This window comes from Actinomycetospora chiangmaiensis DSM 45062, assembly GCF_000379625.1.
Taxonomy (GTDB): domain Bacteria; phylum Actinomycetota; class Actinomycetes; order Mycobacteriales; family Pseudonocardiaceae; genus Actinomycetospora; species Actinomycetospora chiangmaiensis.
Genome location: NZ_KB903218.1, coordinates 57,691 through 83,934 on the forward strand (window position 1 = coordinate 57,691; position 26,244 = coordinate 83,934).

22 protein-coding genes are annotated in these 26,244 nt (G+C 74.9%); 8 read left to right on the forward strand and 14 right to left on the reverse strand.

What is annotated here, in order from left to right; translation table 11 throughout:
* Window positions 1-42: 42 nt before the first annotated feature.
* From A3CO_RS0104955 to A3CO_RS0104975, 5 genes are all read right to left on the reverse strand, one after another.
* Window positions 43-429 carry a hypothetical protein gene (locus A3CO_RS0104955; protein ID WP_018331128.1) on the reverse strand — a complete coding sequence of 129 codons (387 nt, stop codon included), beginning with the start codon at window positions 427-429 and terminating at the stop codon, window positions 43-45.
* A gap of 183 nt (window positions 430-612) precedes the next feature.
* Window positions 613-2,544, reverse strand: coding sequence for a multicopper oxidase family protein (locus A3CO_RS0104960; RefSeq protein ID WP_018331129.1), 1,932 nt, complete (start codon window positions 2,542-2,544; stop codon window positions 613-615).
* Entirely contained in the window at window positions 2,541-3,254 is a 714-nt protein-coding gene (locus A3CO_RS30130; RefSeq protein WP_018331130.1) for a hypothetical protein, read from the reverse strand. Before A3CO_RS30130 ends, A3CO_RS0104960 begins: the two co-directional genes overlap by 4 nt.
* Entirely contained in the window at window positions 3,251-3,493 is a 243-nt protein-coding gene (locus tag A3CO_RS0104970; protein ID WP_018331131.1) for a hypothetical protein, read from the reverse strand. The genes A3CO_RS30130 and A3CO_RS0104970 overlap by 4 nt, the downstream gene beginning before the upstream one ends.
* A 5-nt stretch (window positions 3,494-3,498) precedes the next feature.
* Window positions 3,499-4,419: a heme-binding protein gene (locus A3CO_RS0104975; protein WP_018331132.1), complete on the reverse strand. Its 921-nt coding sequence runs from the start codon at window positions 4,417-4,419 to the stop codon at window positions 3,499-3,501.
* Window positions 4,420-4,537: 118 nt separating this feature from the next.
* On the opposite strand from A3CO_RS0104975, the gene A3CO_RS0104980 reads away from it, so the two are divergent.
* The 7 genes from A3CO_RS0104980 to A3CO_RS0105010 all read left to right on the forward strand — a co-directional run bounded on the left by A3CO_RS0104980 (window position 4,538) and on the right by A3CO_RS0105010 (window position 13,552).
* Window positions 4,538-7,462, forward strand: coding sequence for an AAA family ATPase (locus tag A3CO_RS0104980; protein WP_026204295.1), 2,925 nt, complete (start codon window positions 4,538-4,540; stop codon window positions 7,460-7,462).
* Window positions 7,463-7,523: 61 nt separating this feature from the next.
* On the forward strand, window positions 7,524-8,297 hold the full coding sequence (locus A3CO_RS0104985) for an SDR family NAD(P)-dependent oxidoreductase (protein WP_018331133.1): 774 nt from the start codon (window positions 7,524-7,526) through the stop codon (window positions 8,295-8,297).
* Window positions 8,298-8,361: 64 nt separating this feature from the next.
* Window positions 8,362-9,090, forward strand: coding sequence for a hypothetical protein (locus A3CO_RS0104990; protein ID WP_018331134.1), 729 nt, complete (start codon window positions 8,362-8,364; stop codon window positions 9,088-9,090).
* 100 nt (window positions 9,091-9,190) lie between these two features.
* A complete protein-coding gene (locus A3CO_RS35320) occupies window positions 9,191-9,844 on the forward strand; it encodes a DUF4190 domain-containing protein (protein ID WP_018331135.1) in 654 nt (217 codons plus the stop codon).
* A 150-nt stretch (window positions 9,845-9,994) separates the two neighbouring features.
* The gene (locus A3CO_RS30140; protein ID WP_018331136.1) at window positions 9,995-10,426 is read left to right on the forward strand and encodes a nucleotidyltransferase domain-containing protein; all 432 of its coding nucleotides are present in this window, start codon (window positions 9,995-9,997) and stop codon (window positions 10,424-10,426) included.
* 72 nt (window positions 10,427-10,498) lie between these two features.
* Complete coding sequence (locus tag A3CO_RS0105005) at window positions 10,499-12,094, forward strand: hypothetical protein (RefSeq protein WP_157647073.1); 1,596 nt, start codon at window positions 10,499-10,501, stop codon at window positions 12,092-12,094.
* Window positions 12,095-12,190: 96 nt separating this feature from the next.
* The gene (locus tag A3CO_RS0105010) at window positions 12,191-13,552 is read left to right on the forward strand and encodes a carotenoid oxygenase family protein (RefSeq protein ID WP_018331138.1); all 1,362 of its coding nucleotides are present in this window, start codon (window positions 12,191-12,193) and stop codon (window positions 13,550-13,552) included.
* On the opposite strand, the gene A3CO_RS0105015 is transcribed toward A3CO_RS0105010, so the two are convergent.
* Genes A3CO_RS0105015 through A3CO_RS0105025 form a run of 3 tightly spaced genes read right to left on the reverse strand, consistent with a single transcriptional unit; the run spans window position 13,497 to window position 16,893 of the window.
* Window positions 13,497-14,792 carry a glycosyltransferase family 4 protein gene (locus A3CO_RS0105015; RefSeq protein ID WP_169510922.1) on the reverse strand — a complete coding sequence of 432 codons (1,296 nt, stop codon included), beginning with the start codon at window positions 14,790-14,792 and terminating at the stop codon, window positions 13,497-13,499. The two genes, A3CO_RS0105010 and A3CO_RS0105015, sit on opposite strands and share 56 nt — an antisense overlap.
* Complete coding sequence (locus A3CO_RS38600; protein WP_169510923.1) at window positions 14,789-15,670, reverse strand: hypothetical protein; 882 nt, start codon at window positions 15,668-15,670, stop codon at window positions 14,789-14,791. Before A3CO_RS38600 ends, A3CO_RS0105015 begins: the two co-directional genes overlap by 4 nt.
* Entirely contained in the window at window positions 15,667-16,893 is a 1,227-nt protein-coding gene (locus A3CO_RS0105025) for an FAD-dependent monooxygenase (protein ID WP_026204297.1), read from the reverse strand. Before A3CO_RS0105025 ends, A3CO_RS38600 begins: the two co-directional genes overlap by 4 nt.
* Before the next feature lie 110 nt (window positions 16,894-17,003).
* Here A3CO_RS0105025 and A3CO_RS0105030 point away from each other — a divergent pair, with 110 nt between their 5' ends.
* On the forward strand, window positions 17,004-18,128 hold the full coding sequence (locus tag A3CO_RS0105030) for a lipid II:glycine glycyltransferase FemX (protein WP_018331142.1): 1,125 nt from the start codon (window positions 17,004-17,006) through the stop codon (window positions 18,126-18,128).
* Here the strand turns inward: A3CO_RS0105030 and A3CO_RS0105035 are convergent.
* The 6 genes from A3CO_RS0105035 to A3CO_RS0105065 are packed head-to-tail and all read right to left on the reverse strand — an operon-like array spanning window position 18,116 to window position 25,994.
* Window positions 18,116-19,186 carry a GNAT family N-acetyltransferase gene (locus tag A3CO_RS0105035; protein WP_018331143.1) on the reverse strand — a complete coding sequence of 357 codons (1,071 nt, stop codon included), beginning with the start codon at window positions 19,184-19,186 and terminating at the stop codon, window positions 18,116-18,118. The genes A3CO_RS0105030 and A3CO_RS0105035 overlap by 13 nt on opposite strands.
* Complete coding sequence (locus A3CO_RS30145) at window positions 19,183-21,237, reverse strand: sugar transferase (protein WP_018331144.1); 2,055 nt, start codon at window positions 21,235-21,237, stop codon at window positions 19,183-19,185. The genes A3CO_RS0105035 and A3CO_RS30145 overlap by 4 nt, the downstream gene beginning before the upstream one ends.
* On the reverse strand, window positions 21,231-22,856 hold the full coding sequence (locus A3CO_RS0105050; RefSeq protein ID WP_157647075.1) for a lipid II flippase MurJ: 1,626 nt from the start codon (window positions 22,854-22,856) through the stop codon (window positions 21,231-21,233). Before A3CO_RS0105050 ends, A3CO_RS30145 begins: the two co-directional genes overlap by 7 nt.
* The gene (locus A3CO_RS0105055; RefSeq protein ID WP_018331146.1) at window positions 22,853-23,788 is read right to left on the reverse strand and encodes a hypothetical protein; all 936 of its coding nucleotides are present in this window, start codon (window positions 23,786-23,788) and stop codon (window positions 22,853-22,855) included. Before A3CO_RS0105055 ends, A3CO_RS0105050 begins: the two co-directional genes overlap by 4 nt.
* Complete coding sequence (locus A3CO_RS0105060; RefSeq protein WP_018331147.1) at window positions 23,785-24,975, reverse strand: DegT/DnrJ/EryC1/StrS family aminotransferase; 1,191 nt, start codon at window positions 24,973-24,975, stop codon at window positions 23,785-23,787. The genes A3CO_RS0105055 and A3CO_RS0105060 overlap by 4 nt, the downstream gene beginning before the upstream one ends.
* Complete coding sequence (locus tag A3CO_RS0105065) at window positions 24,972-25,994, reverse strand: Gfo/Idh/MocA family protein (protein ID WP_245561438.1); 1,023 nt, start codon at window positions 25,992-25,994, stop codon at window positions 24,972-24,974. Before A3CO_RS0105065 ends, A3CO_RS0105060 begins: the two co-directional genes overlap by 4 nt.
* Window positions 25,995-26,244 lie beyond the last annotated feature (250 nt).

Sequence of the window (26,244 nt, forward strand, 5' to 3'; positions counted from 1 at the left end):
CTATCCGATGAAGTCGGTTGCGTCGGGGCTAGCGCGCATGGCTCAGCCGCCGGGTGATGCGGCCCCCTTCGGCGCTTCGGACGGCGGATCCGGCACAGCACGAGGGTTCCTCTTGGCGGTCCTGCCCGACGTTGTTCCTTGGCGGCTGAACCAGTACCCGATGACGGTCCCGGCAATCCCGGTCACGGGCGCCATGTACTGGGAGAAGTCCTGAGGCGTGGTGCGGCCGGCCAGCATCACCACCAGCGGGGTCACCAGCACCGTCACGACGACAAGCAGAAGGACCACGCTGCGGATGATGTCGCTGTAGGACTCCTGCCGTTGCTCACCGGTCTGCAGTTCCTTCTCGATGAGGAGGCGTTGCTGCTCGTTGGACGCCGCGAGCTGGAGGTCCAGTCGGCGGAGCTCGGTTTCCTGCCGAGGTCGCATTCTCCACAGTTCGCTGGTTCCAGTCGTTCACGCCCTCGACGACCCGGCCGACCCAATCGGGATCCGCACCGCCCAGGGTGCGTGCCTGGGAAAGACCGGATCGCAGGAGTGCCCCGAGGCCGGACTCCGACGTCGGCTCGATCGACGTCGGAGGTGGAGTCACGCCGTCGCCGCGGTTCGCACTCACATCGACATCCCGGTCATGTCCGGCATCACCGCGGCGGCGGTCGGGGAGACCACCTGGAACGGCCGCATCATGTCGTGGTCCTCGTGCTCGAGGATGTGGCAGTGGTACATGTACCGCCCGAGGTGGCCGACGAACTGGGCCGCGATAGTCACCACCGAGCTCGGCATCACCCGGACCGTGTCCTTGAACCCCTGCTCGTTCGCGGCGGGTGGTGCGGCGACGTCCGTCGGGCTGACCGAGTCGCCAAGCCTCGACGGGTCCGGTGGGGTGAAGAACCGCCCGGCGTCGTAGGGCTGTCTCGTGAGGATCTGGAACTGGACGAGGTGCACGTGCACTGGGTGCGCGTCGCCGGTCAGGTTGAGGATGTTCCACACCTCCCAGCCGTCCTGGTCGATCATGAACCGGACCGGGTCCCGGAACGACTTCGCGATCGTGCGATACCACGTGACGACTCCGTTCATCGCCCGGATCGGGATGAGCGGCTCCGACGTCCGCGCTGCCACGTCGGGATCGGTGGTGAACTCCGCCAGTTCGCGGAACAGCAGGTTGCCCGTCGGGTTCTCGGTCAGCGCGATCCAGCGGTGCTGGTGCGGGCGCCCCACCTGCAGCTGCTTGCGGGACGAGGCCGAATCGAGGTCGTGGACGTACCGGACGAACCGGGGGTCGAGCGTCGTGGCCGTCGAGATCGGGTGGCTGCCCTCGATCCCGTCCTCGGGCGCGACCACGTCGAACCGCAGGACGTGAGCGTTCGGCGTCCGGTTCGCCGGGGAGACGCCGCCCGGGGTCAGCCGCTCGGCCGCGTCGGTCGTCACGGTGTTGACGAAGGCCAGCGCGTGCCCGGCGAGACCGCTGAAGTCGACGACGACGTCGGCCCGCTCCGCGGGACTCAGGGTCAAGGAGGACCCGCCGTCGGGAAGGGGCTCGGACAGGTCGACCGGATGGTCGAGCAGTCCGCCGTCGGTGCCGACCTGGAAGATCGGGAGGGGATCGTCGGCCGTGAGCGGCGTGTAGGCGACCGCGCCGTCCGCGGCGGTGGTCACTGCCGCCGCCCGCAGCCCGTAGGTCCGGGCGTTCGAGCCGTTGAGGATGCGGAGCCGCACCCGCCGCGCGGGCACCTGCAGCGTCGGCCAGAGGACACCGTTGACCATCGTGTACGGGCCGTACATCTCGGCGGTCGAGGTCTCGGTCTTATGCAACAGGTCCCCGGTGAACTCACCGTCCGCATCGAGGGCGAGGTTGCGGTCCTGGATCACCAGGACCCGTTCGTCCTCCCGCGGCGGAAGGACACCGCCGTGCATCAGCCCGTGTTCGGTGTCGTCCCGGACGATCCACGCCCCGAACAGCCCGGCGTAGACGTCGAGGTGGGTCACCCCGATCGCGTGGTCGTGGTACCAGAGGAGGGTCGACCGTTGCTTCGGCGCGGTGGGGTCGGTCGGGTCGGGCGGGCCGTAGGTGGTCACCTGGGTGCGTCCGCTGCGCGTGACGTTCTCCGTCCAGCCGTCGCTGTCCGCGGCGGTGAGCCCGCCGTGCAGATGGGTCACGGTCGCGGCGGTGAGCGCGGCGGCGTGATCGTCGACTTCCCCGCCGTCGGCTCCGGGGAAGTTCTGCGGACGCGGGGAGAAGGTTCCCGTGGGCGGATCCGGGTCGGGCGCCGGGTCGGGGAACACGACCACGGGGAACGGGAGCGTGTCGCCGGATCCGATCGTGTTGTGCCACCGCACCTGCACGGTGGAGTTCTGGTGGACCTCGAAGGTCCGGCCCGGGACCTGGCCGTCGTAGCACCAGGCGTGGCCGTCCGGCAGCTGCGCCGAGTAACTCACCTTCGCGGACGCTCCGATGGTCACCGTCTCGACCTGGCCGTCGACGAGGGCGGTGGGTGGAACGAAGGTCAGGACGTCCTGGTAAGGCCGCAGGTTCTCGGGTCTCACGGCGACTCCTCGGTGGCGGGTCGTGAAGGGTCCGCGGGACGGTCGCGCAGCAAGGTCTCGCCCTTGACCAGCCAGGAGAACCCGAAGGCCTCGACCGCGACGGTCTCGCAGAAGAACAGGACGTGGGCGTCGTGATAGGCGATGGCACCCAGGAGCAGGGGCAGGAACCCCGCGGCGACGAGCGCCGCGAGAATGGCGATCCCGCACCCGAGGTACACCCGGTTGCGGAGCTCCTTGCGCGCCGTGGGTCGCGGCCCCGTGCGGCGGAACAACACGAGGGAGAACCACGCGAGCACGAGGAAGAACGCGGTCGCGCACACGGCGTGCGCCGTGGCGAGGCTGACGACCGCGTGCGGGACGTCCTCAGGGCTCGTCGGGAAGATCCCGACGCCGATCGCGAACGTTCCGGCGATCCACCCCGCGACGTCGTCGACCCGCGATCCGGCGTCGTAGTTGTAGAGCCAGAGGAAGACGCCGAAGGCGCACATGGCCCCGACGAACACGTTGCCCACGACCGGCACGTAGTAGGACGCGCTGATCGAGGACAGGAACTCGTGCGGCGGCAGCACGGCGGCGCCGACACCGACGACGACGGGGAGCAGCACGGCGACCCAGCCGATGAACCGGCGCAGCCGCAGGTAGGAACTGCGGCCGGCGTCGTCGGGATCGGTGCCGTGGACGCCGCGCACCGACGTGGCCGCGTCGCTCACGGCTGGTGACGCAGCGGGTCCCGGACGAAGTACCCGCCCAGGAACGCCAGGATCGTCGCCGTCGCACCGGTGAGCACGGCCACCTCGGACGCCGGGAACAGCGCGGGATCGACGGCGCCGACGATGGTCCAGACGATCGTCGCCAGCGCGGACGAGGCCGCGGCCCAGGTCACCTTGGGCGACATCGCGGCGGCCGCGACCTCCCGGTCGACCGGGCTCTCCCCGGACGGCTGCGTCATCACTGCTACTGCTTCACGAGCGTCGCGACGGAGATGTGCGGCCAGTCGATCCCGAGGAAGTTCAGAATGACCGTTTGCGTGTACTGCAGCTGCACGAACGTGCTGCCGTCGGCCTGCCGGACGGTCTCGATCCAGAAGATCGCGTCCATCGAGGTCGCGTTGGCGTTCGAGATGTCGAAGGGGATGTTCAGCGTCCCCCCGGCCCGAGCGGCGGGTCCCTGCGCCGGGGCCCGGGTGGAGATGATCAGAACCACCGTGTCGACGATCGTCTGCCCGGCGATCGCGTCGAGGAGGGCCTGGTTCATGTTCGCGATGTAGCCGGGGTCGAAGCCGGGCGGCAGCGGCAGCGTCGGATGGGTCAGGGGCTCGAGGTACTTGCCCGAGAGGTCCTGACCGGGCGGGTTGCTGAGCGGGGTCGAACTGACCGGATCGATCCGCGGTCCACTGGGAATCTCAAATCCCTGGCCGATCGCGAGCACCGACGTGCCGTGGGGGATCGACGCCTGCCGCACGATGGTCGGACCGTCGGACGGGACCGTCGTCGCGGGGACGGAGAGCCAGAAGCCCGGCTCGATGTGCAGCGCCTGGTTGGTCACCCGGTCGGCGACGCGCTGGAGGTAGCGCAGGCCGACGATGTCGATGTCGTCCTGGTTCGTGCTGCCGCGGTTCGGCACCTTCCCGCCGATCGGGGTGAACTCCAGGATCTCCACCGTCGACGACAGGAGCACTCGGAACGGTGCGGGGCCGGTACTCGGCGGCCGCGAGTCGAAGTCGGGCAGCGAGACCAGGTTGAAGCCGGTCCCGATCCAGCTGCCGGCGAGGCCGGACAGCAGACCGAGGGCGTCCGGGAGCTCGGCCAGCGGGATTCCCGGCCGGGTGTTCACAGGCTGGGTGGTGTCGGGCTGCGGAACGACGGGTGCGGCCATCGAAGTCTCTCCTCCGTGCGACTGATACCGAACGTAGTAATTCGACGGGCGCTCTCCATCCGGGAAACCCCTAGTCGGCAGAGTGAAGGTCGCTTTGTGGTCACCTAGGGTGGTCGGTGTGGGGGACGGCGACGATCGGACACCGCTCGACGACGGAGCGGTCGGCCTGCGCGGTCGCGGCCCCACCTGCCGCTTCCTGGCCGACCGGCTGCGGGAGGCGACGGAGCGGGCGGTCGTCGTTCTCGCCGAGGGCGAGCCCGGCTCGGGCAAGTCGACCCTGTGTCGCGAGACCGCCGATCGCGCGCGTCGGGACGGGTTCCGCGTGATCACGATGGTGGGGATCCAGGGGGAGAGCGACATCGCTCTCGCGGCGCTGTCCGCCCTCCTCCGGCCGCTCCTCCCAGACGCTGCGTCCCTCCCCGAGAAGCGGCGCCGCGCCGTCCACGCGGTCACCGGAGCGAGCGACGACGAGGCACCTGACCGCTTCGCCCTGGGCGTCGCCGTGCTCGGGCTGTTCGCGGCGGTGACCGAGCGCGTCCCACTGCTGATCGTCATCGACGACGCCCACTGGCTCGACCAGCTGTCCGCGGACGTCCTGTCGTTCGTGGCTCGCCGACTCGGGGATGACCCCGTGATGCTGCTTGCGGCCACGCGCCCCGGCCCGTGTCCGCTCGTCCTGGAGGGCGCGGCCGTCCCGCTGGCGGTGGGGCCGCTCGACCTCCCCGCACTCGCGTGCGTGCTCGACGACGCCGGATACGCGACGAGCCCCGAGGTCCTCCGCGCGATCGAGGCGGTCAGCGGCGGGCTCCCACTGGCAGCGCTCGAGACGGCGGCCGCCCTCTCCGCGGCCCACCGCGCCGGGAACGCTCCGCTACCCGATCCGTTGCCGGTCGGTCGCCGCGTCGGGGAAGCCTACCGACGGCGGCTCGACAGCTTGCCGGACCGGACCCTGGAGGCACTCGCCGTCGTCGTCGCCGCCGGGACGGCGCCCCCCACGCTGCTCGAGGCGGGCCTGGCTACGGACGGCCTCTCGATCGTCGATCTCGAGCCGGCCGAGGACGCGGGCATCCTCCGGCTCGCCGCCGACGGCACCGTCGTCTTCGGGCATCCGCTCCTGCGCGCAGCGGCCTTCGCCGTGCTGACCCCCAGCGTCCGTCGCCGCGCCCAGCGGGCGCTGGCCGCCGTGACGGCACCGGACGCGGTCGATGCCGACGCCGAACGACATGCGCGCCACCTCCTCGGGGCCGCCTTCGGGCCGGAGGACGAGCTCGCCGACGCGCTCGACGCCGCCGGACGCGCCCTCGCGCACCGAGCGGGTCCGGCCGGTGCCGCCGACGTGCTCGGGCAGGCGGCCGAGATGACCCCGCCGGGTCCGCGTCGCGTCGCGCGCCACCTCGTCGCCGCCCAGGCGTGCCTCGCCGCGGGCCTGCCCGCACGGGCCCGTCGTCATGCCGGGGAGGTCCTCGTAAAAGGTGTCGACGCGACGGCCAGGTGCGACGCCCACCTCGTCATGCTCGCGACCGCGGTCTGGGGACCCGAGGGCACGGCGCGAGCCCACGTCGCCGCCGAGGAGGCCGAACGGATCCGGGAGGCCGACCCGGCCCGTGCGGTCCGACTCCTCGTCCCCGTCTGCAGCGTGGCGATGAGCCACGGCGCCCTCCCGGAGGCGCTCGACCTCGCGCGGCGCGGCCGTGCCTGGGCCGGGGACGACCGGGTCGACGCGCCGACGGGGCGGAGTGCCTCCCAGCTGTGCGCGATGTCCCTCGTCCTGTCCGGGCGGCACGCCGAGGCGCGTTCGGTGCTGGACGGCCTCCCCGACGAGCCTCCGTCCGGGAGCACCGACCTCCCCGGCCACGCCCAGACCCTCGTGCGACTCGAACGGCTGGGGGAGGCCGAGCGGTCGGTGCGCGAGCAGCTGGCTGCGGGCGGACGCGACGACGCGCCGTCCGCCCGGGCCCACGCCCTCGCGTGCGCGGGCGAGGTGTACGGCTGGCAGGGCCGGTGGGCCGAGGCGCTCGCCGCCGGGGACGAGGCGGTCGATCTCGCCCACGAGACCGGCGAGCACCTGCTCGGCCTCTTCGCGCGCGGGGACCGGGCGTGGCTCGACGCCGCGCGTGGGAACGACCGGCGCTGTCGCGACGACGTCGGGACCGTGCTCGCGGGGGAGCACGAGATGCCCGCGCCACCGCTGCGCATCTACGCCCTCGCGGCGCTCGGACTCCTGGAACTCGGTCGCGATGACCTCCCGGCCGCGGTGGCGGCCCTGCTCGGCGCCGAGGACCGTCGCCAGGAGCTCAGCTGCTACGACCCGCGGGCGGTCCCGTTCGGACCGGACCTCGTCGAAGCACTCGCACGCTCCGGCGACCTCGACGGGGCGCGACGCGTCCTCGACCGGTTCGACGGCCTCGTCGAGGCATCCGACACGGCGTGGGCCCGGGCCACGAGCGCCCGCTGCCACGCCCTCCTCGCCGACCCCGACGCCGCGGACGACTGGTTCTTGCGTGCCATGGAGCATCACGCGCGGTCCTCACCGTTCGACCGGGCGCGCACGCAGCTGTGCTGGGGCCGCCACCTGAGGCGGCGCCGCGACATCCGGGCGAGTCGGTCGGTGCTCCGCGAGGCACGGACGACCTTCGCCGCACTGGGCCGTCCCTTGGACCTCGGCCGCGGCGGCCGAGCTGCGGGCGGCGGGGGAGCGACCGCCATCCGAAGGGCGGGACGACCTCCGCGAGCTGAGCCCGCAGGAGTTGCGGTGTGCGCTCGCCGTCGCGGACGGGATGAGCAACCGGGAGGCGGCCTCCGCACTCTTCCTCAGCCCGAAGACCGTCGAGTACCACCTGCGCAAGGTCTACGCGAAGCTCCGCGTGACCTCCCGGACGCAGCTCGTGCGTGCCCTGTCCACCCCGCACAACGAGTCGGGTCCGAAGGTCCCGGCCCCCCGAGTGCCCGCCGACGGGAAACCCTCCGTCCGCGTGGGCGATCGAGCCGGCTGACCGAGGCCCAGCGCCGTCGCGGCCTGGGACCGGACGGTGCGGGCGGGTGATCATCGAGCCTGGGACCAGCAGGGCCTGGGAGCGACTGCCGTGTGCGCGCACGGTGGAGCCATGACCACCAGCACCCCGATCGGCCTCCTCCATGACAAGATCGTCTTCATCACCGGTGCGAGCCGGGGAATTGGTGCGGCGGCGGGCCGACTGTTCGCCCGCGAGGGTGCCGCCGTGGTGCTCGCCTCCCGGAGCGCCGACGCGCTCGACCGCCTGGTCGCCGACATCCGCGCCGAGGGTGGGGTCGCGGACGCCGTGATGGTCGACCTGGCCGACGCGGCGAGCATCACCGCGGCCCTCGCGCGGGTCGACGAGCTGCACGGCCGGCTCGACGGCGCCTTCAACAACGGCGCCGCGATCCAGCAGCCCGGCCCGCTCGACACCACCACCGACGAGGACATCGACGAGCAGTTCGCGGTCAACTTCCGCGCGCACTGGACGGCGATGACGGCCGAGGCGGCGCTGATGCGGCGGTCGGGCGGCGGCGCGATCGTCAACACGTCGAGCATCGGCAGCCGCCGGGCCAACGCGCAGCTGCCCGCGTACGGCGCCATGAAGCGCGCGCTGAACAGCATCACCGAGTCGGCCGCGGTCACGTGGGGGCCGCACGGCATCCGGGTCAACGGCATCACCCCGGGCGGCACCGCGACCGAGATGATCGACACCTGGGAGGCGGCCTCGCCCGGCGTCACCGAGCGGATCGAGGCCAGCATCCCGCTCGGCCGCATGGCCCGGCCGGAGGAGGTCGCCGAGGTCGCCGGCTGGCTGCTCAGCGACCGGGCGTCCATGGTCACCGGCGCGATCGTCCCGGTCGACGGCGGCGCCGGAGCCTGACGGGCACCGACCCCTCGTCGGGAACATGCGTGCGGCGGCGCAGGGTCCAGGGGAATCTCGGTCCGTGGTGCTGTCCCCGGTCTCGCTCGTGGCGCTGGTCGCCGGGATCGTGCTGCTCGGGGCCGGCACGCTCGCGTGGAGCGGGGCGTGGCGCGGATGGGCACGGCCGGAACCGACCCGCTCGGCGCCGATCACGCTGATGCCGGGGGTCGGGCTGTTCCTCGTGGCGCTCGGCGTGCTGCCGCTGATCACCGCGCCGGTCGGCGGGGTCGTGGTGCTGGCCGCGTTCCTGGCGGCCCTCGGGTCGTGGCTGGTGCTGCTGTCGGAACCGCCGTGGTGGGGACCGCGCTGGTGGCGGGACCGCGACGCCGCCGGTCCGTCCGACGTCGAGGACGTGCTGTGGGCCGGTCGGGTGCCGCCGGAGCACGACAGCGAGGACCTCGTGCTCCGCGAACGGGCGCCCGAGATGCCCCGGTGGCGCCGCGAGGTGGTGCTGCTCGACCCCGCGCTCGGCCGTCCGACCCTCGTGCACGACGACGGGGCCTGCCGCGGCTCGCTGCTCGCCTTCGCCGACGAGCTCGTGTTCGCGGCCGCCCGCCGCGACGACGCGACACGCCCCGGCCCGACGATCCGGGTGCTGCCGGCCCCTCTCGACCTCGCGCGGGAACCGGGTCCGCGGGACGGCCGCCCGGTGGTGGTCGTGACCGCCGCGGACGGGACGCGGTGCCGCTTCGAGGTCACCGGTCCCTGGGCGCTGGTGTCCGCGCTCCGACGCTCGTACCCATCATCATGACGTAGCCCGAATGGGCGACGTTTCGGCGTGTCGATAACGGGGTGTCGGTGCGCTTCGACACGAGCTGTGACAGGCGTGGTTCGGTCGGGGGGAGCCCATCATGACGATGCAGCAGGACGGTTCGCAGCACGGGCAGTACGGCCACCCGTCGCAGTACGGGTGGGTGCAGATGCCGGCCGGCGGAGTCCCGGTGCCGCCGCCCGCGCCTCGCAACGGCCTCGCCACCGCCGGCTTCGTCGTCGCCCTGATCGGTGCCGTGCTCGCGCTGATCCCGATCATTGGGATCGTCTCGTGGGTGCTCTCGCCCGTGGGACTCGTGCTCTCGATCGTCGGCATCGTCGCGGCCTCGAAGTCCGGCATCGGACGGGGACTCGCGATCGCGGGGGCCGTCCTCGGTGCCGTCGGTCTGCTGATCTGCATGATCTGGGTGGCGGTCATCGGGTCGGCCGTGTCGAAGGCGCCGAGCTACAGCTCAGGCACCTACTCGCCCTCGTCGAGCTCGTCCTCCTCCGCGGTGAGCCTGCCCGCCGGGACCTACGTGGCCGGCACCTACGCCGTCGGGTCCGAGATCCAGGCCGGGACGTACAGCACGACGGGGTCCCAGTGGTGCTACTGGGCTCGGCTGAGCAGCGCGGACGGCGAGCTGAGCTCCATCAACGCGAACGACAACGTGCAGGGCAGCTCGACGATGGTCGTGAAGTCCTCGGACCAGTACATCGAGTTCAGCGGGACCTGCACCTGGACGAAGAAGTAGCCGATCTCGTCCGTGACGAACGGGTCGTTCGTGGCTTCTATACGCACGAGCGACCCGTTCGTCCCGTACGCGGCATCCCCGGACACCCTGCGAGGGCACGCTGCGCGCCGTCGACCGGACGCTCGGCCAGGCCGTGCCACACTCGCCGGCGTGATCGAGGACGTCCCGGCCGACCTGCGTGAGCGCATCGTCGCCGGCCTGCGGGAGGCGGGCGCACGGTTCGCCCTGCTTCATGGCAGCCGGGCCGCCGGGACGCACCGCCCGGACTCCGACGTCGACGTCGCCGCGTGGTGGGGGGACTCGGCCCCGGCGTCGTTCGAGGTGTCGCTGCCGCCCTCGGTGGACCTCCTCGTGCTGGACACGGCGCCGCTGGAGCTGCGCGGTCGGGTGGCCCAGCACGGACTCCTCCTGTTCGACGACGACCCCCGGGCGCGCGTGCACTGGGTCGCGACGACGCGGAAGATTTACGCCGACGAGCGTCCGCGCCTGGAGCGGGCGCACCGGGAGTTCCTCGAAGGGCTGCGGCGGCGTTCTGGCTCCAGGAGCACCAACGCCGCTGATTCGTTGGGCCGACCGGGCTAACCACGCGTCCCGCACGGGTGAGGCACGGGCACCAGGTGCAACACCGGCCGCCTCCGCTCGGACATACCGAGCATGACGCGGATTGATGACGGCGCGGTCACGGAGGTGCCGGCCGGCGAGGCGATCGACGCGGCGCTCGCCGAGTGCGGTCGGGTGCTCGTGACGGGCCCGTCGGTGGTCGCGGTGCGTGCGGTCCTCGCGGCGGCGGTCGAGCGGCACGGCGAGGACCTCGACGTCCTCGACGACGCCCTGCCGGCGCAGCTCGAGGCGCTGCCGGACCGGGGCCTCATCGGCGCCCGGCCCGCCGTGCTCGACGCGGTGCTCGGTCCGGTCCCCGACCTGCCGTTCGTTCTCGTGGAGACCCTTCCCGACGACGAGTGCGAGGTCCCGGAGGCCCTCCGCGCGGTCGTGGCGGCCGTGACCGACCGGCACCGCCTCGCCGTCGGGAACGCCCTCGACGAGACCGAGCTGGCGGCCCTCACCGCGGACACCGACGGCCTGGCGGCGGCGGTCGAGGGCGGGTTCGTGCACCGCACGACCCGCGACGGACGGCCGCACCTCGCGCCCGACCCCGCCGTCGTCGACCACGCCGAGGCCGTCCGGCCCATCACCACCGACTTCGCCCGCCGGCTGCGCGAGGTCGCCGACCCGGCCGAGCTCCTGGTCGCCGGCCGCGTGGCCGTGGCACGCGGCGACGCCGGCGTCGGTGCCGTCCTGCTGGGGCGGCTCGACCCCGACGAGGTGCCGGTCGAGGCGGCGTGGGCGGTCGCGACGGCCGCCGAGCAGCACGGGCACGACGAGGCGGCCGCGCGCTGGCACCGGTCCGTCGCCGCCCGTGGCGACGCCGAGGACGCCCGTGCCTCCCGGCGGGCCGCGGGCCTGGCCGAACTGCGCTCCGGGCGGCGACGCGCCGCCCACGACCTCCTGGCCGGCATCGACGGCGCCGACCGCGCCACCCAGGACCTGCTCGCGCGTCTCGCGCTGGCCGAGCCGGACTCCGCGGACCGCCGGATCGAGGCCCGGCGACGCTTCGAGCTCGCGGCCGACGGCGACGACGAGCTCGCGGCCGCCGCGGCCCTGGCACTCGTGTCGATGGCCCGACAGGACGGGGACGACGACGCCGCCGTCCGGTGGCTCCGATTCGCGATCCGCACCACCGCCGACCGGGAGCGGGGCACGCGAGCGCGCATCGTCCTGATCCCCGTCCTGGCCCGCCTCGGCCGGACCGCGGAGGCACACGCCGCCGCGGACGACCTCGACGACCACCTCGTCGACTCCGACCCCCGGCCCTGGCGCGAGGCCCTCGTCCTGGCCCGGGCCGCGCTCGCCCGGGCGACCGGCGACCTCGCGCTCACGCGCATCGTCCTCGACGGCGCTGCCGCGGACCTGCGCGGTGCGGCGTGGTCGGCGGCCTCGGTCGAGCTCGACGTCGCGCGGGGGCTCGTCGACGAGGTGCTCGACGCCGGACGGCCGGAGTGGAGCCACCTGCGGGCGGTCCGCTCGGACCGCCCGGAGCTCTCGTCCGCCCTCGACCCGCAGCACCGGCTCCGCACGGCCCGCCAGGTCGCCCTGCGCACCCGAGACGGACAGCTCGTCGTGGTGCCGACGCCGCGGCGGGCGGAGACGGCGGTCGCGAGCTCGGCGGCGCCCGTGCCGTTGCCGCGCTAGCGAGTGCGGCGAAGTGCATCAGCGGTGGCGCACTCCGCCGCACTCCGCGAACGCTGCCCGCGCACCCGCCGTCGGGAACGCGCACACTCGGAGGCGATGACCGCCGAAGCACCCCCCACGCGCGACCGCTACACCCCGGTGCCCGACGAGATCGACGCCGTCGACCTGCCGGTCGAGGGGGCGCTGCCGCCCGAGCTGGACGGCCGCTACATCCGCAACGGCCCGAACCCGCTGCCCGGCGACGACCCCGGGCACTGGTTCCGCGGGCACGGGATGCTGCACGGCCTGCGGCTGCGGAACGGGCGCGCGGAGTGGTATCGCAACCGGTGGGTGCGCACCCGGGCGCTCGAGGGGAAGCCGTTCCTCGGGCTCCGCGGTCCCGACCTCACCGCCGTCCCCGCCAACACCCACATCGTGCCGCAGGCGGGGAAACTGCTCGCGCTGGTCGAGCAGGGGTTCCCGTACGAGGTCGACGAGGACCTCGACACGGTCGGCCCGTGCGACTTCGACGGCCGCCTGAAGACCGCCATGTGCGCCCACCCGAAGACCGACCCGGTCACCGGGGAGATGCACTTCCACGGCTATTCGCCGTTCCCGCCGTACCTGACCTACCACCGGCTGTCGGCGACGGGCGAGCTGATCGAGAGTCGTCCGGTGTCGGTCGACCGGCCGACGATGATGCACGACCTCGCGATCACCGACCGTCACGCGATCTTCCTCGACCTGCCGATGACGTTCGCCTGGCGGCGCATGGTCGTCTCCGGCATGCCGTTCGGCTGGGAGGAGCGCTACGGCGCGCGGCTCGGCGTCATGGCCCTCGACGACCCGGCCGCGCCGGTGCGTTGGTTCGAGATCGACCCCTGCTACGTCTTCCACGTCGGGACCGCGGTCTTCCTTCCCGACGACGGGTCGGGGCGGATCGTGCTCGACGGTGCCCGCTACTCGGGCCCCGATGCCGCCGCGCTCTTCCCGTCGAAGCGCCGGCGCCGGCCGCAGCGGGACCCGGCGTCGGAGGCCGTGGCGCTCGGCGTCGCGCGCTACCACCGCTGGACGCTGGACCTCACCACCGGCGCCGTCAGTGGGACCGCGCTCGACGACCGCCCGCTCGAGATGCCGACGCTCGACGACGACCGGGTGGGCCGGTCCGCCCGCTACCGGTACGCCGTCGCGTCGGGTCGGTACAGCGACGCCGTCGTGAAGCTCGACCTCGACACGGGCGTCACCACCACCCACGACCCGGGCCGTGACGTCTCCGCCGGTGAGGCCGTGTTCGTCCCCTCCGCCGCCCCCGACCGCGCCGAGGACGACGGCTGGCTGCTCACCATCACCACGCGCCGCGACGGGTCGGCGTCCCGGCTGCTCGTGCTCGACGCCTCGGACATCACGCGGACCGTCGCCGCCGTCACCCTGCCCCGCGGGGTTCCGGCAGGGTTCCACGGGAGCTGGATCCCGGCCTGAGCGCGGTGCACGGCGCCAACCGGCGGCAGGCGGCCCGGGCGCGGTACCGGCCGACCGGCCGCCCCTCGACGAGGTCGACCACGGTGGCGAGGTAGCGGTCGCGCTGCCGGTCCCAGGCCAGCGGCTCGGCCCGCTCCCGGGCACGGGCCACCAGCGCCGCACGGCGGTCGGGGGAGCGGTGCAGGGCGAGCACCGCGCGGGCGAGGTCCTCGGCGTCCCCGGACTCGAAGGACTCCACGGCGTCACCGAACGTCTCCTGCATCGACCGCGTCCGCGAGGCGACCACCGGCACGCCCATGACGACGAAGTCGAAGATCTTGCCGGGCAGCGCCACGTCCCGGAACGGGTCCCGACGCACGGCGAGCACCCCGACGTCGGCGCGCGCGAGGGCGTCGACGAGGTCGGGCATCGGCACGAAGCCGCCGCTGAAGGACACCAGGTCGGCCACCCCGAGCTCGTCGGCCAGGCGCCGCAGGCCCGACAGCGCCGGCCCGTCCCCGTAGAGCTCCAGGTGCAGCCCGGGCACACGGTCGCGCAGCAGCGCCACCGCCCGCAGCACCGTGTCCAGCCCGTAGTGCTCCTCGATCGTGCCGTGGGAGACGAGCGTGAACCGGTCGTCCTCGAGGGTCGTCCGGGGCCGCGGCACGGCGAACACGGCCGGGTCGGCGCCGTCCATCACGGTCGTGATGCGGTCGGCGTCCGCGCCGCGGCGCAGGAAGACCGCGCGCATCTGGTCGGTCGGGGTGATGACGTGATCGGCCAGCAGGATCGCGGCCTGCTCGAGGCGTGCCAGCAGCACGACGACGGGGTGGCGCGACCCGCCCCCGAACTTCGTCGCGAAGAACTCCGGCATGCACTCCTGCAGGTCGAGCAGCACCCGCGCGCCCAGCAGTCGGGGCACGAACCCGGCGAGCACCAGGACGTCCGGGACCGAGTGGATCTGCACCACCCGGTAGCGCCGGACCCCGTGGGCGAGCGCCACCAGCACCGTCGCGGCCACCAGGAACGCGGTGTACTCGGCGACGTACCCGAGCGTCCCGGCCTCCGGGTGGTGGCGCAGCGGCAGCCGGTGGATCCGCACCCGGCCGTGCCGTTCGCGGACGGGCTCACCGGGGGCCCGCAGGCAGAGCACGTCGACGTCGAAACCCCGCGCCACGAGTGCGTGCACGGCGCGTGCCACCCGGCTGTCGCGGGGCACGTAGTGCTGGCGCACCACGCACACCCGCGGCCGCCGCCTCACGACGCCCACCCCAGCCACGGCTTGTCCGCCAGCGCCTGCTGCACCCGGGCGATGTAGCCCCGGGCCGCGTCGTTGTACCAGGCCCCGGCGTACCACCGGCCCACGCAGCCCCACAGGTCCCCGGGGTGGTAGGCCGCTCCCAACCAGGGCTCCCAGCCCTCGTAGCACCCGCGGATGATGGCCCCGTAGGTGTCCACGGCGTAGGCCGTCGAGTTCTCGGTCCAGGGCCAGCCGCCGTAGCCGTCCTGCGTCGGGTCGTTCAGGGTGCACCACTTGGCCTGCATGATCCCGAAGCTGGACGGCCCGTCGGGCCCGTACGGCGCGCCGGGCGGAGAGCCGCCGCAGTCGCCGAAGTCGCCGTACCCCTGCTGGGCGATCGGCTTGCCGTCCTGGTCCTTGTGGTTCTGATACCAGCCCGACTCCGTGGCGGCCTCCGCGCGGATCAGCTCGTCGGGCAGCCCCCACTTCGCGGCGGCCCACTGGAAGATCTCGTCGGTGGTCCCGGTGAAGTTCCCGGTGATCCGCCCGAAGACCGCCTGTTCGTTGGTCATCCCGGGGTAGCCGGCGGGCCGGAAGTCCGCGGGCGGGACCTGGTGGTTGGCCACGGTGTTGTCCGGCCGCGGCTCCCACGTCGAGCGCCGGACCAGCGCCGCCGCGGCGACGTCGTCGGGCAGCGACCCGAAGGCGCCGACCGGGCGCAGCGTGAGGTAGCCGTCGCGCGGCGGCAGGCCGTGCGGGGGCGAGGTGTCGGGTACGGCGGAGCGGGCCTGCGGTCCCGGTGTCCCCGAGGGGTCCACCGCGGCGGGCACCGACGAACAGGCCGCCACGGCGAGGAGCACCAGCACGGCGAGCAGCACCGGCGCCGTCCGCCGCCTCACCGTGCCTCCCCCGCGGTCGCGAGGACGCGTCGGGCCGCGCGGACCCGACGTCGGGCCGCGGCGGCCGAGACCCGCGCCCGCCGGACCGGCCCGTGCTGGCTCGCCCGGTGCACGTACCACCGCCAGATCGGGGCGCTGCTGCGCCGCTGCCAGAGCGACCAGCCCAGCGCGAGGTCGTCGCCGCCGTCGAGCCAGGCGTCCGGGTCCTCGAACCAGGCGCTGCTGCGCTCGGCCTCGACCTGCCACGGCCGGATCTCCCGCCGACGACGACGGCCGTAGTCGGCCAGCGCGCCCGGCAGGCGCTCCCGGTCGACGCCCGCGACGTGCTCGGCCAGGGCCGCCGCGTCGCCGAGCGCGAGCCTGGTGCCGGACCCGATCGCGAAGTGCGTGGTGTGCGCGGCGTCGCCGACCAGCGCGATCCGGCCGTGGTGCCAGCGCTCGGCGGTCACGGCGCGGAACGTCTGCCACGGCGCCGCGGTGCCGGTCCCGGGCCCGGTCCCGATCCGCAGCGGCGCGCCGTGCAGCACCGGCTCGAAGAGCTCGACGAGCGTGTCCAGGCACGCCGCCGTGTCGAGGCGGTCGAAGCCGAGGGCGGACCACGTGGTCGGCGGGGCCTCGACGATGAAGGTGCTGGTGTCGGCGTCGAACCGGTAGGCGTGGCACCAGATCCAGCCGGCGCCGGTGTCGACGAACCCGAAGGTGAAGGTGTCGAAGAGCGCGGGCGTGCCGAGCCAGAGGTAGCGGTTCACGCCGCAGGTCACGTGCGCCCGGAACGTCCGCGCGTGGGCCTGCCGGACCGCGCTGCCTGCCCCGTCGGCGGCGACGACGAGCCCGTCCCCGTCGGGGTCGAGTAGATCCGCCGGCGCGGGTTCGTCGCTCCGCACCTCCACCCCGAGGGCGCGGGCGCGGGCGCCGAGCAGCTCGAGCAGGGCGTGGCGGCCGACGGCGTAGCCCGACCCGCCGAGGAACACCGGCGCCCGGTGCCCGACCTGCACGGCCTGCCCGTCCCACACCACCGCGGCGCGCCGCAGGGCGCGCGCCGAGACCGGGTCGACCCGGTGCATCTCGTCGAGCAGGTCGTCCCAGAACACGACCCCCCAGCCGTGCGTGACGCCCGGCGGGTTGCGCTCCCAGACCGTCACCGGGCGTCCCGGCTCGCGGCGGGCGAGCGCGACGGCGGTGTAGAGCCCGGCCGGGCCCCCACCCACGCAATGGGTTCTCACGGTTGCTCCTCCGACTCGGCAAGTAGGGACTTTGGACCCGGGTCCACCGGCCCCCGCGCTGGCAGCCTGGGCCGGCGGCCGCCGCCCGGGGGCCGCGGTGAGGGGGCGGGATGGACGTGCGGGTGATCTCCGAGCTCGACCCGGCGGCCGAGCGGGAGTGGGACGCGCTGGTCGCGGCCACCCCGGGCAGCGACGTCAACCAGCTCTCGGCGTGGGCCCGGGTCCGCGCCACGCTCGGCTACACGGCGCGCCACGTCACGATCCGCGAGGAGGGCCACCTCGTCGCGGGCGCGCAGCTGCTCCTGCGGACCGCCGCCGGCCCGGCCGGGCTGGCCTACCTGCCGTCGGGACCCGTCGTCGCCCCGGCCGCCGCGGACCGCGAGCGCGTGGTGGCGCGGCTCGCCGAGACCCTCGCGGGCTGGGCGAACCCGGTCCGGCCGCTGTTCGTGCAACCACCCGACGACGGCGAGGACGTCAGCGCCGCGCTGCTCGCCCGCGGCTTCCGACGGTCGAGCGCGGGGGTGGCCCCGGCGGGCACCCTGCGCCTCGACCTCGCCGTGCCCGAGGAGACCCTGCGGGCCGGGCTCGGCCGACGGCTGCGCTACTGGACCGGGAAGTGGGCCGACCGCGGGGTCGTGGTGCGCCGCGGCGACGAGCGCGACGTCGCCCTGCTCGGCGACCTCATGGCGCACACCGCCCGCCACCAGGGGTACCAGCCGCTGCCGCCCGCCTACGTCGAGGCGTTCCACCGCGAGCTCGCCCCGACCGGGCACGCCGTGCTCTTCGTCGGCGAGGTGCACGGCCGGCCCGTCGCCGCCGACCTGCTCACCGGCTGCGGCGGGGTGATCAAGGGCCGGCTGGGCGGGTTCGACCGGTCGGGCCCCGCGGGCAAGCTGAGCGTCCCCGGGGCGATGCGCTGGGCGGCGATCCGCTGGGCCCGCGACGAGGGCTACCGCTGGTTCGACTTCGGGGGTATCGACGCCGGGATGCTCGCCGACCTGGCGGCGGGACGGACCGACCGCGAGGAGTCCTGGCCGGGCGCGGACCGCGCCAAGCTGTCCTTCGGCGGCGTGCCGTACGCCTACCCGCCCGCCGTCGAGCAGCTGTCGCCCCCGGCGCGGTGGGCGCTCGACGGCGCCACGCGCAGTGCGGCCGGACGCCGGCTGCTGGCGGTGGCCACCGAGCGCCTCCGCGGCGCGCGTCCTCGTCATGCCGTCCCCCCTCAGCAGAAGTAGCGGTAGAGCGCCCGACCGGCGCGGGCGGTGAGTTCGTCGGGCACGGCGGGGTCGGTCAGCAGCGCGGTGACCTCGCCGAGCAGGTCGTCGACCCGGCGGGTCGCCGGCGCCGGTCCGAACCGGAGCCCGAGGACCGTGCGCTCGTCGTCGGCCCACCGGCGCTTGTAGGCGACGAGGCCGGGCTGGTCGAGGTCGCTGACGCCCCAGTCGACGGCGCGCAGCCCGCGCTCGAGGCCGTGGCACAGGCCCGCCCAGAACAGCGCGTCGTTCGGCCGCAGCGCGAGCGCCCCGGCCCGCGAGGCGCCGAACTTGTAGGACAGGACGTCGCCCCACTCCAGGAACAGCGCGCCCGCGACGACCTCGTCGTCGACCTCGGCGAGCAGGACGGCCATCCGGTCGTCCGCGCCGAACTCGACGGCCAGCTCCTCGAACAGCTCGGGCGGCGGCGCGAGCATCCCGTACCGTTCCCGACGGCGGGTCACGTGCAGTCGGTGCATCGCGTGCAGCCCGGCGGGTGTGGTGTCGCGCCGGACGCGCACCCCGCGCCGGGCGGCGAGCCGCACGTTGCGCCACGCGCCGGGGTGCAGCCGGGCCGCCAGGGTCCCGGCGTCGCCGCCGGAGCCGTGGGAGCCGTCCAGGGTGGTGGCGTGCCAGGCGGCCCGCCCGGTCACCGCCGCGTCGGCGGGTGGGCGGACCGACCCGTCGTCGAGCCGGCGGACCGTCCACGGCACCTCGGGGGGCCGGTCCGCGACGAGCCGGCCGAGCACGTCGGGGTCGGCGGGCAGCGGGTCGGCCCGGTCGGAGAAGGGCAGGCTGACCCACCGGGCGCCGCGGACGTCGTCGACGGGCACCCAGGCGAGGCCGCCGAGCGTCCCGTCCGGGCCCGGCACGAGACGTGCCCGCGGGGTGAAGCCGTAGGTCCGGCACACCGCGCGCAACCAGGGCGGCGAGGCGAAGAGGCTGCCGTCGGCGGTCGCGGCCCACGCGGCCCAACGGGGGTCGTCGCGCGGGTCGACCTCGACGAGCGTGGCGGCCGGGATGGTCGGGACGGTGGTCACCGGGCACCGTCCCCGCGCACTAGCACCGGCACGGTCCGCAGCACGATCCGCAGGTCCTGCCGCAGCCCGCGCCGGTGCACGTAGTCGAGGTCGAGGCGCAGCATGTCCAGCGTGCCCAGGGTGCTGCGCCCCTCGACCTGCCAGAGCCCGGTGAGGCCCGGGAGCACCGAGAAGCGGGCGTCGAACTCGCGGGGGAACAGCGGTGCCTCCCACTCCAGGCACGGCCGGGGGCCGACGAGCGTCATGTCGCCGCGCAGCACGTTCAACAGCTGCGGCAGCTCGTCGACGCTCGTGCGGCGCAGGACCCGGCCGACGCGGGTGATCCGGGCGTCACCGGCGGGCTTCGTGCTGCCGTCGACGGCGGTGTCCTCGCCCCGCAGCTCCGCCGCCACGAGCGCGCGGAGCCCGACGTCGGAGCCGCCGACGCGCATCGACCGGAACTTGTAGAGCACGAACGGGCGTCGGTGCAGGCCCACCCGCCGTTGCCGGACGAGCACCGGGCCGGCGCCGCTCAGCCGCACCACGAGCGCGATCGCGAGCAGCGGCACGGCCAGCACCACCAGCGCGACCGACGCCACCACCAGGTCCGCCCCGCGGCGCAGCACGACCGACCGCGGCCGGGGCGACGCGGGCGCCACGGCGACCACCGAGGCCCCCGCCACGGTCCCGAGCAGGACGAACAGCAGGTCCCCGGTGCCGCGCAGGGTGAGGTGCGCGTCGAGCACCGAGACCACGAGCAGGGTCCACCAGCTCACCCGGAGCGCCTGGGCCAGGGCCGCCCGGCCGTGCGGGCCGTCGGCCGCGTCCCGGGCGGTGCGCAGGACCGCCACCGAGAACCAGACGAAGCCCAGCAGCAGGGGGAGGCCGCCGATCCAGATCAGCTCCAGGTACCCGGACTCGAGGTAGATCAGGTCCCGCCACGTCTCCGGGGCGGGCAGCACCGAGTCCGGGCGGACCCCGAGCAGGATCGCCGGCGGCGTGAGGGCGGGCAGGTAGAAGTGGGTGAGGTTGTCCCAGCGGGTGAGCCAGCTGATCGGGACCCCCGAGGCGGCGGTGTCCTGCAGGCGGGTGGTGACGACGGGGACGGCGACCGCGGCGAGGACCAGCCCCGGCAGCAGCGCGCGCCCCGCCCGTCGTCGCAGGCGCGGGAAGGCCGCGAGCAGGAACCCGGCGGCGACCACCGCGGAGAGCCACGCCGTCACCTGACCGGTCGCGAGGACGCCGGCGACGAGCAGCACGGCCGCGATGACCCGTTCCCGGACGCCCAGCAGCCCCCGCGCCGCGGCGCAGACGAGGACCACCGCGGCGATGACCAGCACGTCGCCGGTGGCGAGCGGCGACCCCAGCGTCGTCGTGCCGCGCTCGGCGAGGGCGGCCGGGCCGTCGGCGGCCGACGACCACCACGTCCCCAGCACCGCCAGCACCGGGGACACCTGCAGGGTCTGCAGCACCGCGATCACCGCCACGGCTGCGGCCGGCCAGACCACCAGGCGCGCGACCCGCACCAGCTGCGGCGTGCCGCGGACGGTGACCCGGACGAGGACGTAGAGCGCCGCCAGCTTGAGCAGCGGCAGCGTCGCGGCGACGTCGCCCTGGGAGGGGGTGAGCCCGCGGAGCAGCTGGGAGGCGAGCGGCCACACCGTCGCTAGCCCGAGCAGGACGGCCAGGGGCAGGTCCACCCGGCTCACGGCGGGACGGACGAACCCCCGGCGCAGGCCCCGCACGAGGCCGCCGGCCGCCGCGCCGAGGAGCACCAGGGCGAGCACCAGTTCGTTCGGCCGGACGAGCGGGAGCAGCGTGGACCGGTCGATGCCGGCGAGGAACGGCAGCGTCGCGAGGTAGACGTACACCCCGGTCACCGGTCGCAGCGCGGTGACGACGAGGAGGGTCCCGACGACGAGGACCCCGAGGACGACGCCCACGGTGAGCTGGGCCGTCGCGGTCCCGAGCCGGGAGGCGCCGACCGCGAGGGCCGCGGTCACAACGACGGCGGCGGCGAGGACCGCGGGCGGCACGTCACCGACGCGGGGGCGGACGGCCGGGCTCACCATGCCGGCCGCCCCGTCCGCGACACGACCCCGCGCAGCGTCGCCCGCAGCGTCGCCGCGTACACCCCGACGACGACGAGGCCCGCGGCCGCGAGGGCCGCCACCGCCAGGAGCTCGCCGGGGGCCACGACGTCGAGCAGCGCCCGGGCGGCGAGGGCGACCGGCACGGCGACCACGACGCCGGCGCCCAGCGCGAGGAGGGCGGGCCGGGCCACGAGCGCGCGGCCGGGCAGCGTGCGGCGCAGCCGGGCGAGCACGAGGACGGTGCAGCCTGCATCGCGCACCAGGACCGCGACGCACAGCAGCGCCGGTCGCAGCGCGGGCGCGGCGGCCAGGGCGGCGACGCCGACGGCGGTGCCGAGGACGGTGCCCACGTCGGTGGCGAACCGGGCCCCGCGTACGTCGAGGCGGGCGAAGAGCGCCTGGCGGCCCATCTCGTAGGTGCCCCCGAACACCTGCGACACCCCGATGACCGCCACGCACACGGCCAGCGACGCGACCACCTCGCGGGTGTGGAGCTCTCCGGCGGCGAGCACCGCGGCCAGGGGGCCGGCGAGGGCGACGAGCACGACGGCGGCGCCGACGCCCACGAACGCGGCGTACCCGGCGCCCTGCCGCCAGCCGCGGGCGAAGGCGGCCCCGTCGTCGTCGTGCGCGGCCCGCGAGAGCCCCGGCAGCACCGCGGTGGCGACCGCCCGCGCGCCCAGGGCCGTCGGGACCGCGCCGATGCTGTACGCCAGCCAGAACACGGGGACCCCGCCGGGCACGGTGGACGCGACCGCCAGCAGCACGAACACCCCGGCCGCGGGGAGTGCGGCGACCCGGACCGACCCGCGCAGCCGCCGGACCACCACGCCGACCTCGGGGTCGTGCCGGCGCCACCGGGGCCGCATCGTCGTCCCGGCCCGCGCCGCACCCCAGCACTGCAGGCCCGCGTGCAGCGCCACGGCCGCCGTGGCGCCCGCACCGAGCGCGAGGACGGCCCCGACCGGTGCCGTCCCGACGTCCATCCCCGGCCCGCGCACCACGAGGATCGCGAGGACCACGGCGACCAGCCCCAGGTTCTCGACGGCGGGTGCGGCGGCCGCGAGCGCGAACCGCTGCCGGGCCTGCTGGGCCGCGGCCCCGAGGTAGGCCAGCGTGTACAGCGGCACCTGCGGGGCCACGCAGCACAGCAGGAGCACCGCGACCCGGAAGGCCCGGTCCGCCACGGCCGGGTCGTCCACGCCGGTGGTGAGCACCCACGCGACGGCGGGGGCGGCGACCACGATCGCCAGCGCGAGCCCGGCCGCCGCCGCGAGCAGCAGGCCGGTCAGGCCGTCGACCAGGTGGCGGTGGTCCGCAGCGCTGCCGGGGGCGCGCGCCCGCACGACGGCGGGCACCACCACCAGGGCGAGCACGGGGCCCGCCATCACCTCGTAGAGCAGGTTCGGCACCTGGTTGGTCGACTGGAACACGTTGGCGAACCACGTCGGGCCGAACACCGCCCCGACCGCGACCACGCGCAGCAGGCCGGTGACGCGGCTGACCGTCGTCCAGCCGGCGACGGTGAGCGAGCTGCGCGCCGTGCCGGCGCCCCGGGGGGACGCGACCCGGGCCGTGCCCGCCCCGGCCCGGGTCATGATCCCGCGGCGCGACGCTGGCGGCGCCACGCGAGGAGGGCCCCGACGGCGAGGGCGACGACCAGCCCGCTCACGGCGCCGGTGACCGTGGCGAGCACCGGCTGCGGGCCCACCGCGCCGTCGGCGTGGGCCGGCACGACGATCTGGGCCTGCGGCTGGGCCACCTGGGCGAGCATCAGGGTGTCGAGCTGCGAGCTGAGGCTGCCCGCCCGGTCGGCGACCGCCGTCAGCTGGGCGAGGGCGGGCGCGCTCCCGTCGGTCCGCAGCTGCTGGATCTGGTTCTGGGCCGCTGTCAGCTGGCCCTGCAGGTACCGCATCTGGTCCGACGCGGGCTGCGCCGACGCACTGACCTGCAGGTACTGCTTGGTGATCGCGTCGGCGACCCGGACGGCCGTGTCCGGCGACGGGTCGCGCACCTCGACGGTGAGCAGCTCGCTGCCGTCGGGCACCGTCACGCTGACCTTCTCGGCCAGCGTCGCCGGCGTCAGCCCGTACTGGGCCGCGACCGGGCCGAGCACCGCGTTGCTCGTCGCGAGCAGCGTCTGGGTCGTCAGGTTCCGGTCCTCGCGCAGGAACCCGGTCGGCTGCTCCTGGCTGATGATGTAGAGCACCGTGGCGCGGCCCGCGTACTCGGTCGGCGAGAGGAGCGCCGCGGCGAGCCCCACGGCCGCGCCGAGCAGGACGATCCCGAGCCCCAGCACCGCCGCCCGGACCAGCGCCGAGGCACCCCGTCCCGACGGCGGGTCGTCCGGTTCCGCCGGGTCGTCCTCGGCTCCCGCGGCTCCGGCGGGACCCGGCCCCGACCCGTCGTCGGGACCGCCTCGGCGCGTCTCCAGCAGCCCGACCGTCCGGGTCCGCTCCTCCTCGGGCGCCGGACCGGGGTCCTCGGCGACCGCACCGTTGCGTCGGGTCTCGTCCTGCTGATCGGTCACGGGGTGCTCCTCGGGGCGGTCACGACGGGCCGGATCGCGGCGCCGTCGTCCGGAGGGGGGTCGGTGTCGCGGGTCGCGCCGGCGAGGACGTCCGCCACCCGGTCGACCTGCGCGGGTGTCATCGCGGGGAAGCAGGGCAGCGAGAGGATCCGTCGGGCGGCCGCCTCGGCGACGGGCAGCACGGGGGCGTGGTGACCGGTGCGGAAGGCCGGCTGGCGGTGGCAGGGGACCGGGTAGTGGACGCCCCAGCCGATCCCGGCGGCGCCCAGCGCGGCCCCGACCTCGTCGCGGCGGTCGACGCGCACCACCGCGAGGTGGTGCACGGGTTCGGAGCGCGGGTCGACGTCGAGCAGGCGGCACCGGGCGGGCAGCCGCTCCGCGTAGCGCGCCACCACCTGCCGTCGGGCCTCGTTGTCGACGTCGAGGCGCCGCAGCCGCGGTCGCAGCGCGGCGGCCTGCAGGGTGTCGAGGCGGCTGTTGCGTCCGCTCGTGCGGTGCAGGTGCCGGTCGTGGGGGTCGCGGCCGTGATCGGCCAGACGACGCACCCGCGCGAGCAGGTCGGCGTCGCGGCTGGTCACCGCGCCGCCGTCGCCGAGCGCGCCGAGGTTCTTGCCGGGGTAGAAGCTGAAGGCCGCCGCCACGCCGGCGGCCCCGGCCCGCACGCCGTCGCGGCGCGCCCCGTGGGCCTGCGCCGCGTCCTCCACGAGCGCGAGGCCGTGCCGGTCGGCGACCGCCGCGAGCGCCGGCATGTCCGCCACCTGGCCGAACAGGTGCACCGCGACGACGGCCGCGGTGCGCGGGCCGACGGCGGCCGCGACCGCCGCCGGGTCGACGAGGAGGTCGCCCGGCCGCACGTCGACGAAGCGCGGGGTCGCCCCGACCGCGCGGACCGCCTCGGCGGTCGCGACGAAGGTGTTGGTCGGCACGATCACCTCGCAGCCGCGCCCGATGCCGAGCGCGGCGAGGATCAGCTCCAGGGCGTCGGTGCCGTTGCCGACGCCGACGCAGCCGCCCGTGCCGACGAAGGCGCCGAACTCCTGCTCGAAGGCCGCCACCTCCGGGCCGCCCACGAACCGGCCGTGCGCGAGCACCGCGGTCCAGGCGGCGTCGAGTTCGGGGCGGACCCGCTCGTGCTCGGCGGTGAGGTCGAGGAACGGGACCGCGGTGGGCAGCCCGACGGTGGTCACGACGCGGTCCCCAGCGACCGCACGGTCGCGGCGTGGCGGTCCGCCGTCGCGTGGTCGGTGGCGGCGAGGACCCGGACGACGTCGAGGCCGCGCTCACCCGGCGTCGCGGGGGTGGCGCCGGTCCGCAGGCACTCCACGAAGTGCGAGTCCTGCACCAGGAGCGGCTCGGAGAACCGGATGTAGGGCGAGACGATGTCGCCGGTCCGGTAGGACACCGGCATGGCGTGCGCCGCGTCGGGCTCCAGCGCGCTGACCCCGATGTCGTAGACGCGGACCCGCTCGTTGTCGGAGAGGTCGTTGTAGACCGCCATCTTGCGTTCCCCGACGACGGTCACGCGCCGCACCTTGCACGGGTCCAGCCAGCTCACGTGGACGTACGCGTTGACCTGCCGCCGGGCGAACTCCATCCGCAGGTAGGCGACGTCGGCGTGACGTTGCCCGACGTGCCGGCGGGCCCACACCTCGGTCTCGGCCGGCATCTCGTCGAGCAGGTAGGAGACGATCGAGATGTCGTGCGGAGCGAGATCCCAGACGACGTTGCAGTCGGCCTGGTACCGACCGAGATCGAGCCGGGCGGTGTCGATGTAGAGAATGCGCCCGAGTTCGCCGGAATCGATGATCTCCTTCAATTTCCACACGGCGGGGTTGTATTCGAACGTGTGCCCCGCCATCAGGCACACGTTCCGCGTGCGGGCGAGATCCACCATCGCCACCGCGTCGGCCACCGACGTCGCCATCGGTTTCTCGACGAGCACGCCGCGGCCCGCGTCCAGCGCCGTCAGCGCCAGGTCGGCGTGGGCGGCGGGCGGGGCGGCCACGACCACCGCGTCGAGGTCGTCGAGGCACTGCTCGAGGCTGCCGACGCAGCTCACGGGCCCGTGGACCCGCCGGGCCTCCGCGAGCCGCGCCGGCACCGCGTCGATGACGACGACCTCGACCCCGGGCAGTCCGCCCAGGACCCGCACGTGCTTGGACCCCCAGTAGCCGTACCCCACCACGCCGATCCGCAAGGAATTCACGATCCCCCCTCGCCACGCGACCACCTGTCGCCGCAGGATGCGGACTCAAGCACGGGGATTCCTCGCGGTCACCGCCGTCCGACGGAGTCAGGACCTAAGTCCCCTCGCGTCCGATCCGGGGTCGTGGTCGTGCCCGCGCGCGTTCTCACGCTCCGTATCCACACCGTCACGGTCGCTCTCGACGTGCGGGAGTGGAACACGTTGCATCGATTCCCGTCACGGAATCGCATCGAATGCGTCGCGGGACGGG